The organism is Corynebacterium sp. LaCa_282, assembly GCF_057198125.1.
Genome location: NZ_CP191095.1, coordinates 2,207,018 through 2,222,191 on the forward strand (window position 1 = coordinate 2,207,018; position 15,174 = coordinate 2,222,191).

General features: G+C 59.1%; 11 protein-coding genes and 1 pseudogene. 6 read left to right on the forward strand and 6 right to left on the reverse strand.

Features of this window, described 5'->3' with window-relative positions; genetic code table 11:
• Positions 1 to 70: 70 nt before the first annotated feature.
• The 5 genes and pseudogenes from ACP8KU_RS10390 to ACP8KU_RS10410 all read right to left on the reverse strand — a co-directional run.
• Positions 71 to 349, reverse strand: a pseudogene (locus ACP8KU_RS10390) (transposase); the annotation flags it as partial.
• A gap of 209 nt (positions 350 to 558) precedes the next feature.
• Positions 559 to 933 carry a hypothetical protein gene (locus ACP8KU_RS10395; protein ID WP_005276566.1) on the reverse strand — a complete coding sequence of 125 codons (375 nt, stop codon included), beginning with the start codon at positions 931 to 933 and terminating at the stop codon, positions 559 to 561.
• 56 nt (positions 934 to 989) lie between these two features.
• Positions 990 to 1,739: a succinate dehydrogenase/fumarate reductase iron-sulfur subunit gene (locus ACP8KU_RS10400; RefSeq protein ID WP_005276565.1), complete on the reverse strand. Its 750-nt coding sequence runs from the start codon at positions 1,737 to 1,739 to the stop codon at positions 990 to 992.
• On the reverse strand, positions 1,739 to 3,754 hold the full coding sequence (locus ACP8KU_RS10405; protein ID WP_005276564.1) for a fumarate reductase/succinate dehydrogenase flavoprotein subunit: 2,016 nt from the start codon (positions 3,752 to 3,754) through the stop codon (positions 1,739 to 1,741). Before ACP8KU_RS10405 ends, ACP8KU_RS10400 begins: the two co-directional genes overlap by 1 nt.
• Before the next feature lie 15 nt (positions 3,755 to 3,769).
• The gene (locus ACP8KU_RS10410; RefSeq protein WP_484483707.1) at positions 3,770 to 4,525 is read right to left on the reverse strand and encodes a succinate dehydrogenase cytochrome b subunit; all 756 of its coding nucleotides are present in this window, start codon (positions 4,523 to 4,525) and stop codon (positions 3,770 to 3,772) included.
• Between the two features lie 372 nt (positions 4,526 to 4,897).
• Between ACP8KU_RS10410 and ramB the strand changes: the two genes are divergently transcribed.
• Positions 4,898 to 6,307 (forward strand): acetate metabolism transcriptional regulator RamB, encoded by a 1,410-nt coding sequence (gene ramB / locus ACP8KU_RS10415; protein ID WP_484483708.1) that lies wholly within the window; start codon positions 4,898 to 4,900, stop codon positions 6,305 to 6,307.
• 93 nt (positions 6,308 to 6,400) lie between these two features.
• On the opposite strand, the gene lpdA is transcribed toward ramB, so the two are convergent.
• The gene (gene lpdA, locus ACP8KU_RS10420) at positions 6,401 to 7,813 is read right to left on the reverse strand and encodes a dihydrolipoyl dehydrogenase (RefSeq protein WP_484483709.1); all 1,413 of its coding nucleotides are present in this window, start codon (positions 7,811 to 7,813) and stop codon (positions 6,401 to 6,403) included.
• Positions 7,814 to 8,445: 632 nt separating this feature from the next.
• Between lpdA and ACP8KU_RS10425 the strand changes: the two genes are divergently transcribed.
• The 5 genes from ACP8KU_RS10425 (at position 8,446) to rfbD (ending at position 15,172) form a co-directional block, all read left to right on the forward strand.
• Positions 8,446 to 9,525, forward strand: coding sequence for an alpha/beta hydrolase (locus ACP8KU_RS10425; RefSeq protein ID WP_484483710.1), 1,080 nt, complete (start codon positions 8,446 to 8,448; stop codon positions 9,523 to 9,525).
• A gap of 36 nt (positions 9,526 to 9,561) precedes the next feature.
• Positions 9,562 to 10,887 carry a M1 family metallopeptidase gene (locus ACP8KU_RS10430; protein WP_484483711.1) on the forward strand — a complete coding sequence of 442 codons (1,326 nt, stop codon included), beginning with the start codon at positions 9,562 to 9,564 and terminating at the stop codon, positions 10,885 to 10,887.
• 163 nt (positions 10,888 to 11,050) lie between these two features.
• A complete protein-coding gene (locus ACP8KU_RS10435) occupies positions 11,051 to 12,607 on the forward strand; it encodes an HNH endonuclease signature motif containing protein (protein WP_484483712.1) in 1,557 nt (518 codons plus the stop codon).
• Between the two features lie 124 nt (positions 12,608 to 12,731).
• Positions 12,732 to 13,736, forward strand: a complete 1,005-nt coding sequence (gene rfbB, locus ACP8KU_RS10440) for a dTDP-glucose 4,6-dehydratase (protein ID WP_284631721.1) — start codon at positions 12,732 to 12,734, stop codon at positions 13,734 to 13,736.
• A gap of 2 nt (positions 13,737 to 13,738) precedes the next feature.
• Complete coding sequence (gene rfbD, locus ACP8KU_RS10445) at positions 13,739 to 15,172, forward strand: dTDP-4-dehydrorhamnose reductase (protein WP_484483713.1); 1,434 nt, start codon at positions 13,739 to 13,741, stop codon at positions 15,170 to 15,172.
• Positions 15,173 to 15,174 lie beyond the last annotated feature (2 nt).

Consider the following 15,174-nt stretch of genomic DNA (forward strand, 5'->3'; position numbering starts at 1 on the left):
CGGGGTACTTAACCCCGGAAAGTGGACACGCCGGGAGTTAGAGCCGCTCACTAGTGGGCCTGTTTTAGACAAAATATTTGGCGGCCTTGCGCAGGATGTCACATTCTTCGCGCAGTTGTGCTTTTTCTTTTTCGAGCTGGCGGATCCGTTCGGAATCTTTTGCCGCTTGGGCTTTATCCTGCAGGGCTTTAGTGCGGGCACGTTTGCCGGTGCCGTACTTCTTGACCCAAGAATGCAGCGAGGAACGGTTGATGCCGAGCTCGGCTGATGCTGAGTTCAGCGAAAGGCCCTCATTGTTCTCATAGAGGGCCACGGCATCGCGTTTGAACTGTTCGGAGTATCTGGACATGGTGGTAGAGTACCAATCTTGCCAACGCGACTGGGCTGCATATCAGGTGTCCGCCAAACAGGGGCCAGTGAAAGCTGAGCAGATCCGGGGTGTGGGGCAGCTGGGGCATCGGAAAGCGCATGCTCCCCGTCAAAACAGGAACAGCCCCGCCTCCTGGCATGTTCTCAATGCTATTGGAGGTGGGGCTGGAGGTGCTTTAAGAGCGAATACTAGTTAACTCGGCCGGTTTCCTTGCGGTACTGGCGGTAGTAGCGGCGTCCATAGTGAATGGTGCCGGCGGCGGCGATGGCCACCACAACCAAGGAAATGACGCCGATGGCGATGGTCAGGCCGTAGTTGCCTTCACCTGCGGTGCCCAGCGGGGTGTCCCAGACGCCGAGGCCCCAGATAAGGATGCCGGCTGCCGGCAGGCAAGACAGGATCAAGCCCATGCCGACCCACGTGGAGGTGCGGAGAAGGGAAGAGTGAGGAGCTGCGAAGGATACTGGGTCGTAGCCTTCGATGTAGTTGTCCTGAATCTTGCCGGAGAACTCCGGATACGTTTCGCTCTGGTAGTCAGCAACTACGTGGGTGTTATCGCTCATGGCGGAGTCTTTCTGTCTTTCTCTCGTTCCTAGTATTCCTACGGAATAACTCTAGCTTAGTCGTCCTTGCCACGGAAAGCAGCACGTGCACGTTCGCGGGTAACGGCAGACACTGCGGTCAGTGGGACGCCAGCCGGGCAGACATCGGCGCACTCACCGTAAAGGGAGCAGTGGCCGAAGTTGGATTCCAAATCAGCAACCATGTTGCGGGCACGGCTGCCGCGCTCTTCCTTACCCAGCGGCATCATGGAGAGGTGAACCAGCTTGGCACCGGTGAACAGGTGTGCCGCACCGTTCGGGCAGGCAGCAACGCAGGCACCGCAACCAATGCAGGCTGCGTGGTCCAGCGAGTACTCGGCGGTCTCGTGGTTGATGTGCATGGTATCGGCATCCGGTGCGGTGCCGGCATCCATGGATACATAACCGCCCTGCTCCATCACGTGGTCCAGTGCGGAGCGGTCAACCACCATGTCCTTGATGACGGGGTACGCAGCGGAGCGGAAGGGCTCGAGCTGGATGGTGTCGCCATCGTTGAAGTTGAACAGGCGCTGCTGGCAGGCAGGGGTGTTCTGACCCGGGCCGTGTGGGCGACCGTTGACGGTCAAACCACAGGTACCGCAGATGCCCTCGCGGCAGTCAGAAGCGAAAGCGAACGGTTCTTCGCCGCGCTCAACGTAGCCTTCGTTGACGTGGTCCAATAGCTCCAGAATGGACATCTGCTCGGAGGCATCATCCACCTGGACGGTTTCGAATTTACCTTCCTGGGTGGGTCCGGCTTGACGCCAGATCTCAAGTGTCAATTTCATTACTTGTAGTTCCTTGTCATCAGCGGGATCGAGTCAAAGTACAGGGGTTCTGCGTGGCGGATGAACTCGTTCTTGTTTGCGCCCGGCTCCCAGGCGGAAACGAAGCACCAGTTTTCATCGTCACGCTCGGCTTCGCCTTCTTCAGAAAGGTGATCTTCGCGGAAGTGAGCGCCGCAAGACTCATCGCGGTCAAGGGCGTCGATGCACATGAGCTCACCCAGGTCCAGGTAATCGGCAACGCGCAGGCCGTATTCCAGGACTTGGTTCATGTCATTCGCCTCACCAGGGATGCGGACGTTCTTCCAGAAGTCATCGCGCAACGCGCGGATCTTCTCGATGGTGTCCTTCAGGTCTTCGACGTTACGGGACACACCGCAGCCGAAGTACAGCAGGTCACCCAGCTGGCGGTGGTAGTGGGACGGACCGTGCGGGTCATCGCCGTGGACCTGCATCAGCTTATCGATGCGCTCCTGGGACTTCTGCACGGCTTCCTGTGCCTCAGCGGAATCCTCGGCCAGCTTGTCCTCGTTGAGGTGGTCAGCCAAGTAGTTCGGGATGGTAAACGGCAGGGTGAACCAGCCGTCAACGGAAGCCGAAAGCAGGGAGTTAGCGCCCAGGCGGTTAGCGCCGTGGTAGGTCCAGGAGCACTCACCGGCGGCGAAGAGGCCGTCAATAGAGGTCATCTCGTTGAAGTCGGTCCACAGGCCGCCCATGGTGAAGTGGCAGGTAGGAGCGATGCGCATGGGGGTCTCGTACGCGGACTCACCAATGGCCTCTTCATACATCTGAATGAGGTTGGAGTAACGCTCGCGGATCTTATCCTTACCCAAACGTTCGATGGCGTCGCGGAAGTCAAGGTAGACCGAGTTCTTCAGCGGTCCAACGCCCAGGCCCTTGTTGATCTGCTGGGAAATTGCACGGGAGGCAACGTCACGGGGAACCAGGTTGCCGAAGGCCGGGTAGCGGCGCTCCAAGAAGTAGTCGCGCTCTTCCTCCGGAATGGTGTTCGGGTCGCGGTCGTCGCCCTCTTCCTTGGGCGACCAGATGCGGCCATCGTTACGCAGGGACTCCGACATCAAAATGGTCTTGGACTGCCAGTCAGAGTTGACCGGCAGGCCCGTCGGGTGGAACTGCACGAACGCCGGGGAAGCCAGATAAGCGCCCTTGTCATAAGCGCGCATCATGGCGCTGGCGTTGGAGTTCTTCGCCAGGGTGGACATGTGGTAAACGTTGCCGTAACCACCGGTACCCAGGATGACGGCGTGGCCGGTGAAGGCCTTGAGCTCACCGGTAATCAGGTTGCGGGTGACAATGCCGCCCGCGCGCTTCTTGCCGTTGTCCTCATAGGTGATGATGTCCTGCATATCGTTGTGGGCAAAAAGCTCCACATTGCCCAGACCGATCTGACGGTACAGTGCAGAGGTCGTGGACAGCTGCAGCTGCTGACCTGTTTGACCACGGGTGTAGTAGGTACGGGAGACCTGCACACCACCGAAGGAACGGGTAGCCAGAGTGCCGCCGTATTCGCGAGCGAACGGGGCGCCGATGGCGTTCATGTGGTCGATAACGCGAACGGACTCGTTGGCTAGGCGCCAGCAGTCAGACTCGCGGCAACGGTAGTCGCCGCCCTTCACGGTGTCCTTGGTGTGGCGGTATGCGGAGTCGTTGTCCACCTTCTTGGCGCGGGAGGCGTTGACACCACCCTGCGCAGCAATGGAGTGCGCGCGGCGCGGGGAGTCGTGGTAGGTGAAGACCTTAACGCCGTAGCCCAATTCACCAAGGGCTGCCGCAGCAGCACCCGCGGACAAGCCGGTACCTACAACGAGGACCTCGAACTTGCGGCGGTTCAGTGGGGAGACCAGGTTCATGTGGTCAACGTGGTGAGCCCACATATCCTTCATCGGCACGCCGTGCGGTTCCTGGGATTCCAGGATATTACCAGCGGAGACGCCCTCAACGATGGACTTTGGGTGCGAGAAGTTGGGGTGTTCACGCTTGAGTTCAGTAGTAGTCATGGGTTCCTATCTCCTTTAGCTGACCAAGCCCAGGGCAACGGACAAAGGCATAACGATGTTGCCGATGCATACAACGGCCGGGATGATGTAGGCCAAGACCAAGAAGGTCTGACGCCATTTTGCACCGGTGATACCCAGGTCAGATGCGGCGAGGCGGATGCCGTGGGTCAGGTGCAGGAAGAGGCAGCACATTGCCAGCACGTAGAAGATGGTGACCGGCCAACGGCTAAAGGTTTCGATCATATTGGCCTTAACAGAGCCTTCAACGAATCCCTCTGGGGCCATCGGCTGTACGCCCATGGTGAGGTCCAGCAAGTGGAAGATGATGAAGAGCAGCAGCACGACACCGGTTACCAGCATGGACTTGGTGGCGAAGGAATCCAGGCCACCCATCAGGTTGGTGCGCTTGAACTTGCCGCGGGATGCCTTGGAGCGGGAAGCCAAGGTAAAGGCACCGTAGATGTGGGCAAGGATTGCCACGATCAGCACGATGCGGATGATCCACAGGGCAGAGCCGTGCGGCAGCAGCGGTTCACCCATAGAGCGCAGGAACTCGCCGTACTCATCCAGCGCGGGCTCACCGTTGTGTGCCGGCATGTACAGCTTCAGGTTGCCGGCCATGTGGCCGACGACGAAAAGCGCAAAGATCAAACCGGTGACGGCCATGATGAGTTTCAGTACCCACGATGGCGTTCCGGGCTGCTGACGAATTGGTTCATTAGTGATGTGGCCGTGAGCGATTGCCTCACGGTCCGGATTTCTTAAAGTCATGACACCTCCATAGTCGTACTTACCTTAACCGGGCTTAACCGCTGGTTACTAGTTATTTTCGAGCGGCCAATTGCTCCTGGTTCGCAAGCGCGACTAGGCAGTGAGATCTTTTAGGCAAGGGTAGCCTGAGAAGAAGAATGTGAAAACGCTGTTACCTTGGGTACCTTCATTTCCGCAATGCAGATGTTTCATATTTGTAGCCCAAACTGTGAGCTTCGCCACTCCATGTTGCGCAAGTGACTAGTCCACCCCTTTATGTGTCAAACTTTCGCATGAAACCCCACAAACAGCGTGTCCAGGTAGCGAAGAGTCTTCACAAAATTTTCGCCATAAAGATGCACAGCCGCGCTCGCTACTAGTAACCTTTGGCGCATGAGTAAGACGTATGTGGGCTCTCGCCTTCGCCAGCTTCGCCGCGAACGCGATCTCAGCCAAGCCTCCCTAGCTGGCACCCTCGGCCTTTCCGCCAGTTACGTCAACCAGATTGAACACGATGTCCGCCCGCTGACCGTGCCGGTTCTGCTGCGCATTACCGAGGTCTTTGGCGTCGACGCCACGTTTTTCTCCCGCGATGATGATTCCCGCCTCCTCGCGGAGATTCAGGACGTCATTCAAGACAAGGAGCTCTGCCCCTCCCCCGTGGAGCTCCAGGAGCTATCGGAGCTGGTGTATAACCACCCTACGGTTGCCCGCACGCTTGTCGATGTACACCGTCGCTACCGCAATGTGCGCGATAAGCTGTCGCTGGCTACGGATACGAGGAGGACGTCGGAAAGCGCAGCTGCCCTATCCATGCCGCACGATGAGGTGCGGGACTTCTTTTATGCGCGGCAGAATTACCTGGACGGGCTGGACCATCACGCTGAGGAACTCGCCGGTGACCTCGGTGTTTCCGAATTCGGCATTCGCGATACCGAGCAAGCGCTGGCAAACCGGCTGCGTGAGGAACACGGCGTAGAAATCGAGCTCACGGCACAGATGGATGGCACGCTGCACCGCTTTGACCGCGAGAGCGGGCAGTTCACGCTCGCCTCGCGCCTGAGCGAGGGCCAACGCGCCTTCCGCATGGCCGCTGAACTCGGGCTACTCGAGGCCCAAGACCAGATCTCCGCGCTGGTGGCCGATGAACCCTTTACCTCTGATGCCTCCCGCAGCCTGGCGCAACGCGGCTTGGCCAGCTACTTTGCAGCCGCCACGCTCATGCCCTATGCCATGATGCACAGCGAGGCCGAGCGCGTCGGCTACGACGTGGAGTATCTGTGCCAGGTCTTCGGCGTGGGATACGAGACGGTCGCCTCCCGGCTTTCCACCCTGCAGCGCGATAACTTGCGCGGCGTTCCGTTTACCTTCGTGCGCGTGGATCGCGCCGGCAATATGTCCAAGCGGCAATCCGCCACCGGCGTGCACTTTTCCAATAACGGCGGCACCTGCCCGCTGTGGAATGTCTATGAGACCTTCACCCGTCCAGGTGTCATCTCGCGCCAGCTCGCGCAGATGCCTGATGGGCGCAACTACCTGTGGATTTCCCGCGCCGTGCAGCACCACCAAGGGCGCTACGGCGATACCAATAAGCTCTTCGCCATTGGCCTGGGCTGCGAGGCCCGCCACGCCGATCGCACGGTCTATGCAGAGGGCCTCGACCTCACCAATCTCCACGCCGCCACGCCCATCGGCCCCGGTTGCCGGACCTGCGCCCGCGAAAACTGTTCGCAGCGCGCCTTCCCTCCCATCAACGAGGCGATCAATATCGATATCCACCGCTCGGCGGTCGCGCCTTACTAGCTGGGCTTTTTAGCCCCGCACAGAGAAACAGCACCGCGGTCCTCCTTTCTGGAGAACGCTGCGGTGCCGTTATGCGGTATAGGGGAGGCTTGTTTAGAGGTTGATCATGTGGCCACTGATGCCCTCGGCGGCTTCCTTCATGGCCTCAGACAAGGTCGGGTGGGTGTGTACGTTGCGGCCGATTTCCTCAGTGGTCAGGTCGAAACGCTGAGCCAAGGTCAACTCTGGCAAGAGCTCCGACACGTTGGAACCCACCATGTGTCCACCGATGAGCTCGCCGAATTCGCCGTCAGCAATAAGCTTGACAAAGCCGGCGGTCTCATTCAGGCCGGCTGCCTTACCGTTTGCGGAGAACGGGAAGGTAGCAACCTTGATGTCCTTATCAGGGAACTTCTCCTTGGCTGCCTCTTCGGTGTAGCCAAAGGAAGCGACCTGCGGGTTGCAGAAGGTAGCGCGCGGCATGTTGTTGTAGTCACCCAAGAGCTGAGTTTCTGCATCAGCAATGGTTTCTGCCGCTACAACGCCCTGTGCCTCTGCCACGTGTGCCAACTGCAGCTTCGCGGTGACGTCACCGATGGCGTAAATGTGGCCAACGTTGGTGCGCATGCGGTCATCGATGTCGATTGCGCCGCGCTCAGTCAGCTCAACGCCGGTGTTCTCAAGGCCGAAGCCCTCAACGCGCGGAGCGAAGCCGATGGAGATCATGGCGCGATCCACGGTCAGGGTGTCCTGCTTGGAACCGTCCTTGGATTCCACCTCAACGGTGACATCGTCGCCGTTGTCCTTCACAGAGGTGGTCTTGTAACCGGTCAGGAGCTTCACGCCAAGCTTCTTGTACTGCTTAGCAATCTCCTTGGATACGTCCTTGTCCTCATTCGGCAGGACGCGGTCCATAAACTCCACGATGGTAACGTCCACACCGTAGTTGGCCAGCACGTAAGCGAACTCCATGCCGATGGCGCCGGCGCCCACGATGACCATGGACTTCGGTGCTTCCTCGTTCAGGATCTGCTCTTCATAGGAGACGATATTGCCGCCCAGCTCAACGCCAGGCAGGGACTTGACCACGGAACCGGTAGCGATGATGCAGTCATCGAAGGTAACGGTCTTACCTTCATCATCGCCCTCAGTAATCTCAATGGTCTTATCGTCCTTGAAGGAACCCAGACCGTTGATCTCGGTGATCTTGTTCTTCTTCATCAGGTAGTGAACGCCCTTGACGATGCCCGAAGAAACCTTGCGGGAACGCTTGTGGGCCACACCGAAATCAAAGGAAACATCGCCGGAGATGCCAAAAGCCTTCGCCTCGTGGTTGAAGGTGTGGGCAACCTCTGCATTCTTCAGCAGCGACTTGGAGGGAATACAGCCTACGTTGAGGCAGACTCCGCCCCAGTACTGCTTTTCAATAACAGCGACTTTCTTTCCAAGCTGAGCTGCGCGGATGGCGGCAACGTAGCCGCCAGGGCCCGCACCGAGTACTACTACGTCATAATGTTCGTTAGTCACGCCCTACAGGATACGTAACTTTCTCCTCATTGTCGCGTAATTGGTCACACTTGGGGGCGCCCCACCCCATACGGCGGTGAGAAGAAGGAAAGGGCCCTGCGAAGGAGGCATCGGCAAGCAGCAGATGCACCCCGCAGGGCCCTTGAGGCTTCGCAGGCTTAGATCAGGTGAAGGGAAACCAGCAGCTTGGAGTAGGCCTCCAACGCGGAGTGAATGAAGGGGCCGAGGAATTCGTTGATGGAAACGAGGACGGTATCGAAAACGTTCATTGAGGTTCTTTCTTTTGTTGGAGCGCACGTGCACAATCGCACTGCTTAGCTTTTCATACTAAAAGCACTAACGCAGCCATTTCTGCTGGCGTTACAGCTGCGCCGCGACTTCTTGGGAGATTATGACACACAAACCTCAATTGTCACAGTGTTTGTTACTATTAACAAAGGTTCAGGCGTATAGAGCACCACTTACCCCCGCTCATGCCCCAAATCGGCCTAGGTCTTTACCGGCAGGCATTTATTGGGCACTATAAATGACGATATCTATATGTCTAAACACTGAATATACTTCCTTAATATGCCAATTTTTCGCGGCCGAAGTATAGTTATCGAGTCCACTCCCTACAGGAAAGAAGCACCATGAAGCGTCTCAATTCTGTCCTCGCGGCAGCTGCGGTTTGCACGGGCTTGGCTTATGCCCCCGTGGCAGGCGCGGCCGAGCTGACCCCGCAGCAGGTGGCGGGCGATGCCGCACAGTCCACGATTTCCCCGCTGGAACCCACCCCGGAAATCGAGGGTAAGTCCTGGTACAAGAAGTACAAGGATGACGCGCGCGTTGAAAAGCTCGAGGCAACCTCGCCGGCGATGAACGGCCGGAAGATTCCTTTGGCCGTCGTCCGCGCCCAGCATGAAAACCGCCCGACCGTGTACCTGCTCAACGGTGCAGGCGGCGCGGAACAGGACATGGATTGGCTGAAGCTTTCTGATGCCGTTGACTTCTACCACTCGAAGGACGTCAACGTCGTTGTCCCGCAGGCCGGCGCTTTCTCCTACTACACCGACTGGATCTCTGAGCCGAATTCGGGCTTCCTCCAGGGGCCACAGAAGTGGGAGACCTTCTTGACCAAGGAGCTGCCGGGGGCCATCGAGAAGCACATCAATGCCGATAACCACCGCGCCATTGCGGGCATGTCCATGTCCGCAACCTCCTCCCTGCTGCTGGCACAGCACAACCAGGGCTTCTACGACGCCGTTGGTTCCTTTGCAGGTTGCGCGGCTACCGCGTACCCCATTGAGCGCCAGGGCGTAGAGCTGACCGTTGGCCGCGGCGGCGGCAGCGTAGACCAGATGTGGGGCCCGTTGGGTTCTCCCACCAACCGCTATAACGACGCCATGATGAATGCCGAGAAGCTGCACGGCACCGAGCTGTACGTGTCCTCTGGCTCTGGTCTGGCTAGCGAGGAAGACACGTTCTCCTACATCCAATCCAAGGGCTACAACCCGATCGAGGCAGCGCGTGGCTCCGCTACCCTGCAGGTTGAAGGCGGCGCCATCGAGGCTGGGGTGAACTACTGCACCCACAACTTCAAGGCTAAGCTTGACCAGGCTGGCGTGCCCGCCACCTTTAACTTCCGCAATACCGGAACCCACTCGTGGCCGCACTGGAACCAGGATCTGAAGGATTCCTGGCCAGTATTCGAGCGGGGCTTCAATAGCTAAATTTAGGCTGTGCGCAACGGGCGGTAGGGTGCAATTATGACATTGCTTCCTACCGCCTTTTCGCGTACGCATACTGATCCTTATACCGGCGTGGACTTCAACCTCGGATTTGAAGTCACCCACTACACGCTGGACTTAAACTATCGCGTGGAGCCTAATCTGCTGCAGGGCGAGGCCATTTTAAGCGTGCGCGCGGTGGAGGAATTGACCTCCTTGACCTTGGATCTTGGCGGGGCGATGGTGGCGCGGCGCGTGACCGCCAAGCACGCGCCCCGGGTGGCCAAGTTCCGCCAATCTTCCGGGAAGCTGCGCTTGCGTTTTGCCTCCGAAATCCCCGCGGGAACCGAGTTTGAGCTGCACATTCGCTACGGCGGCAGCCCGCGCCCCATCCGCACCACGTGGGGCGAGATTGGCTGGGAGGAAACCGAATCCGGCTCGTTGGTGGCCAGCCAGCCCAATGGCGCGCCCAGCTGGTTCCCCTGCGATGACACGCCTTCTGAAAAGGCGACGTATGACATCATCATCACCGCCGATAGCCCCTTTACCGTCATTTCCAATGGTGAATTGGTCTCCCGCAAGGCCGGCGGTTCCACCACTCGGTGGCACTACCGCACGCGCCACCCCATGGCCACATACCTGGCAACGGTGCAGGTAGGAGAGTTTTCTTCTTATTCACTGGGGCATAATACCCAGGCGTGGGCCCCGGCGTTTTTGCGCGAGCGCGTGCGGGAGGAATTTTCCCAGCAGCAGGAGATGGTGGATTTCTTTTCCTCTATCTACGGGCCTTATCCGTTCCCCGCCTATCAGGTCATCATTACCGAGGATGAGCTGGAGATTCCCCTCGAGGCCCAAGGCTTGTCCATTTTCGGTTCCAACCATGTGAAGGGCGATCACGCCTTCGAGCGGCTCATCGCACATGAACTCTCCCACCAGTGGTTTGGCAATTCCGTCGGCCTTTCTGCGTGGACGGATATTTGGCTCAATGAGGGTTTTGCCTGCTACAGCGAGTGGTTGTGGGGCGAGCACAAGGGCGGCGCGTCCGCGCGCGAGGCGGCGCGCTCGCATTATCAGGTCTTGGCTCGCAAACGCCAAGACATCAAGGTTTCTGATCCGGGCGCGCGCGATATGTTCGATGACCGCGTGTACAAGCGCGGTGCCCTCGCGGTGTATGCCATTCACCGGCTGCTTGCCGATGCCTTCTTCCCCACCCTCTCCTCCTATCTCACCCAGCATCAGCACTCCGTGGTCGAGCCCGCAGATCTCCTCTCGGCCTTCCGGGAGGCTGCGCCGGACGCCGCTCTTTTCGATGCCACCGTTGCCGCATGGCTCGATGAAACCGCGTTGCCCAAGTTTCCGGATTAGTGGTTTTCGGGCGCTGTTTGGCGGGGGTTGCTTGCGTTTGGTTGCGTCTGGGCCCGTTTGGTTGGGGAATGTACAGTCTATTGACCAATTCCTTTCTTGCGGTTGCGCTGGTGTTTTATTGACCTAGAATAGAACATGAAAGCGAAACAGGAAGGAGGGAACCATGGAAACTGCTAAGCATACAGAAATCAATTCAGCGATTTCTGATGTGACTGCGGGGCTTACGCGCCTGCGCAACCTTATGCAGAATCCGGACGATCTCTCCTTCGAATTGCTCCACCCTAACTTCGAGCATTTAGAACGGGCGCTGGGCAATAAATCCACTATCGATGCCGCCTTTGCCTTTATTGCAGAGCGCGATGATGCCGGCAGGCGGGTCGGCTCTTCTAAGGCTAAGGACTACTTAGTCGCCCGCCTTGGCCTCACAGAGTCTGAGGCCGCCGCACGCCTGCGCAACGGCAAGAACCTCTTTGCACCCATTGAGGATCCTGAACCTACTCCCCCGCCAGCAGACGACGAGGCAGATGCGGCCGCGCAAAAGAAAGCCGAGGAGGAAGCGCGCCGCCGCGCCGATCGTGAGCGCCAGGCGGAAGAACAGCGCCGCAAGAAGCTCTTCGAGGAAGACCCTATCCCAGAACGCATCCTCAACCTCATTGAACGGGAGCTGCGCAACCTCAATAAGTTCGCGGTTCCTGGGCCGCGGGAGCTGCGCAATAAGGCTCTAGAGGAAGCCAAGCGTCGCTCCTATGAGTCCCTGCGCGATTGGTTGCGGCACGCTATCCGCAAAGCAAATAAGCACGCCGTCGATCCCTCTGGGAAGCGCGATCCGCACGCGGCCACCCGCAAGCGCCGCTTCAGCATTTCTAACCAAGATGCAGACGGTGGCGTGCACATCTCCGGCTACCTCGATGCCTCCGCCGCCGCGGTCCTAGCCAGCGCTTTCGCCCCTGCCAAGAATAAAGGCAGCGAAAGCCTGAGTCCCGAAGACGATACGCGCACCTATGCCCAGCGCATGGCAGATCAGTTGACCGCGGCACTGGGGAGCTACTTATCCGCAGGCCAAAAGAAATCGGATGGCCTCGGCTCCTTCTTCGTCGCCACCACTCTGGAAGAGCTACAAGCGATGAGCAGCGATACCCGCTTCACCACAAGCGCGGGAATCGATCTATCTCCGCTCGATCTTCTCCGCTTGGGCGCCGCGCAGCACGACTTTTTCTGCGCCGTTGATAACAAGGGCTTCCCGCTCGAGCTCGGGCGCACCAAGCGCACCGCTTCGCTATGGCAAAAGCTAGCGCTCGCCGCCAATGAAATCGTGTGCACCCACCCAGACTGCAACCGGCCGTGGCAAGACTGCGATGTCCACCACCTGCAGGCGTGGTCCCACGGGGGAGCTACAGACCTCCGGAACCTGACCCTGCTCTGCCGCCGGCACCACGTGGACAATAACGATAACCGCGATGGCCGTAATGGCATGGGGCATGCGGAAAGAGACCCGGAAACGGGCCGGGCGGGTTATCGCTCGGCGCATACCGGAGGCCTTTCCCCCTCGGTAGAGCTCAATGACTCCCCCGCTGCGGAGCAAGCCCCGGCGCGCAAGCTCACTGACCCGCCTGCTCAGCCTCATGCACCGGTGGATTCACCACCCGGTTCCCCGGTTGAATCGCCGCAGCCTTCGGCGCTGGGCTCACCACCTTCTCCGCCGCCTCCCGGCGCAGCGTGAGTATGCCTTACCACCCACTCTCTACCGCCGTACGATCATGTCGTGCGGCCTAGAAGTGCGTGTACAAGCGTTTTGGGGCTGGCCACGCGCAGCGCTTGTACGGACTGCCCTACACTGGAGACTCATGCACACCATGCTCGTTACTGGCGGCGCCGGCTTCATCGGTGCCAATTTCGTGCGCCTCATGTCCAAGGTGCGCCCAGATACCCGCATCACCGTCTTGGATAAGCTGACCTATGCCGGCAACCGGGATAACCTTGCGGGGCTCGATGTGGAATTAGTGGAGAGCGATATCGCGGATGCTACGGTGGTGAATCCGCTCGTCGCCAAGGCGGATATCGTCGTGCACTTCGCCGCCGAGTCCCATAATGATAATTCCCTGCGGGATCCCTCCCCGTTTATCCACACCAATGTGGTGGGCACCTATACCCTTCTAGAGGCGTGCCGGACATACGATGTCCGCTTTCACCACGTTTCTACCGATGAGGTCTTCGGGGACTTAGAAATTGGGGCGGATACCAACTTCACGGAGGATACCGCCTATGCGCCCTCCAGCCCTTATTCGGCCACCAAGGCGAGCTCCGATCACCTCGTGCGGGCATGGGTCCGATCCTTTGGCCTGCGCGCCACCATTTCTAATTGCTCAAATAATTACGGGCCTTACCAACACATCGAAAAGTTCATCCCGCGCCAAATCACCAATATCCTCTCCGGGCATACCCCCAAGCTCTACGGCACGGGCGAGCAGGTTCGTGACTGGATCCACGTCGACGATCACAACGCGGCGGTGCTAAAAATCATCGAAGAGGGGCGGATTGGTGAAACGTATAATATCGGCGCTGACCAGCCGGACATCGATAATAAGCGCATCATCGAGATAATCTGCGAAATCATGGGACATACCCAGGGAGGTCGAGCCCTGTACGAGCACGTGGCGGACCGCCCCGGCCATGACCAGCGCTATGCCATGGACGCTACCAAGCTGCGCCGCGAATTAGAGTGGCAGCCCCGCTTTACCGATATCCGGGCGGGCTTGGAAAATACCATCGCCTGGTACCGCGATAACGAAACGTGGTGGCGCTCCCAAAAGGAATCTGTAGAAGCCCGCTATAAAGAGCAAGGACAGTAATTATGCAGGTACACAACACCGCCATTGAAGGCCTACGCATCATCGAGCTGGACGTGCACGGGGATAACCGTGGCTGGTTCAAGGAAAACTGGCAGCGCGAAAAGCTTGGTGAGGTCGCACCAGAGTTGGCTTCGTTCCAGCCGGTGCAAAATAATATTTCTTATAACCGCACTGGTGCCACGCGCGGGCTGCACGCCGAGCCTTGGGACAAGCTCGTCTCCGTCGCGAACGGCAAGATCTTTGGCGCTTGGTGCGATCTGCGGGAAGGCTCCGCAACTTTCGGCGAAATCGTCACCCATGAAGTGGGGCCAGAGACCGCCGTATTTGTGCCCCGCGGGGTTGCCAATGGTTTTCAAGCGCTCGAGGAGACTTCCTACTCCTACCTGGTCAACGAGCACTGGTCCCCCGAGGCGCGCTATACCGGAATCAACCTCGACGCCGTGGAGTGGCCCCTCGAGCCTCGCGAAGTATCAGAAAAAGACAAGCACTTGCCTGCGCTTGCCGACGTCACCCCCATGCCACCCCGCAAAATCCTCGTTACCGGTGCGAATGGCCAGCTCGGCCGTGCGCTGAAGCGGGTTCTCAAGAATGCCAAGTTCTGCACCCATGCGGAGTTCGACATCACCAATCCCCCGCAGCGCCAGTGGAAGCAATACGAGGCCATCATCAACTGCGCCGCCTACAACGACGTCAATGGTGCGGAAGACGATCGCGCCGCCGCCTGGGCCGTCAACGCCGAAGCGCCGGCCAAGCTCGCCCGCATCGCTGCCGAAAACCAGCTGACCTTCGTGCACGTATCCAGCGACTACATCTTCGATGGATCCAAGGAGCTGCACACCGAAGACGAGATTCCCTCGCCCCTTTCCGCCTACGGGGCGTCGAAGGCCGCTGGCGAAACCGCCGCGCAAACCGCGCCGCAGCATTATGTGGTGCGCACCTCGTGGGTATTTGGCGATGGCCCAAACTTCATCGCCACCATGCGCCGCCTCGCCGAGGCCGATAAAGAGCCGAAGGTCATTCATGACCAGCGCGGTCGTCCCACCTTTGCCGAGGATTTGGCCAAGGGCATCGCGCATCTCCTGCACACCCAGCCCGAGTACGGAATTTATAATATCTCGAATTCTGGCGATACCGTCGGGCGCGATGAAATGGCGATGTCCGTGTTCATCGGCTTGGGCCATGACCCATCAGAGGTTACGCCGGTAAGCACGGAGGAGTATCGGGAAATCGCTGGCCCCGAAGCGCCACGGCCCAAAGAATCAACGCTTGCCCTAGGCAAAATCGAGGCCACGGGCTTTTCCCCGCAGAATTGGCGGGCCGCCCTCGCCTTGTATCTCGCGCTGTACCCTAGCGAGCCCAGCGATACTGGCGATACCGGCACAAGCAACCCGAGCCGCCCCAGCGCCGCCGAAACCGCCGAGGCCAGCGAGGAGTAGCG

What these genes read in the sequence shown, in the direction of transcription:
- ACP8KU_RS10400 (WP_005276565.1), bottom strand. Translation starts at nt 1,739, where the DNA reads ATGAAATTGACACTTGAGATCTGGCGTCAAGCCGGACCCACCCAGGAA.
- ACP8KU_RS10435 (WP_484483712.1), top strand. Translation starts at nt 11,051, where the DNA reads ATGGAAACTGCTAAGCATACAGAAATCAATTCAGCGATTTCTGATGTG.
- ramB (WP_484483708.1), top strand. Translation starts at nt 4,898, where the DNA reads ATGAGTAAGACGTATGTGGGCTCTCGCCTTCGCCAGCTTCGCCGCGAA.
- ACP8KU_RS10425 (WP_484483710.1), top strand. Translation starts at nt 8,446, where the DNA reads ATGAAGCGTCTCAATTCTGTCCTCGCGGCAGCTGCGGTTTGCACGGGC.
- ACP8KU_RS10430 (WP_484483711.1), top strand. Translation starts at nt 9,562, where the DNA reads ATGACATTGCTTCCTACCGCCTTTTCGCGTACGCATACTGATCCTTAT.
- rfbB (WP_284631721.1), top strand. Translation starts at nt 12,732, where the DNA reads ATGCACACCATGCTCGTTACTGGCGGCGCCGGCTTCATCGGTGCCAAT.
- ACP8KU_RS10395 (WP_005276566.1), bottom strand. Translation starts at nt 933, where the DNA reads ATGAGCGATAACACCCACGTAGTTGCTGACTACCAGAGCGAAACGTAT.
- ACP8KU_RS10410 (WP_484483707.1), bottom strand. Translation starts at nt 4,525, where the DNA reads ATGACTTTAAGAAATCCGGACCGTGAGGCAATCGCTCACGGCCACATC.
- ACP8KU_RS10405 (WP_005276564.1), bottom strand. Translation starts at nt 3,754, where the DNA reads ATGACTACTACTGAACTCAAGCGTGAACACCCCAACTTCTCGCACCCA.
- rfbD (WP_484483713.1), top strand. Translation starts at nt 13,739, where the DNA reads ATGCAGGTACACAACACCGCCATTGAAGGCCTACGCATCATCGAGCTG.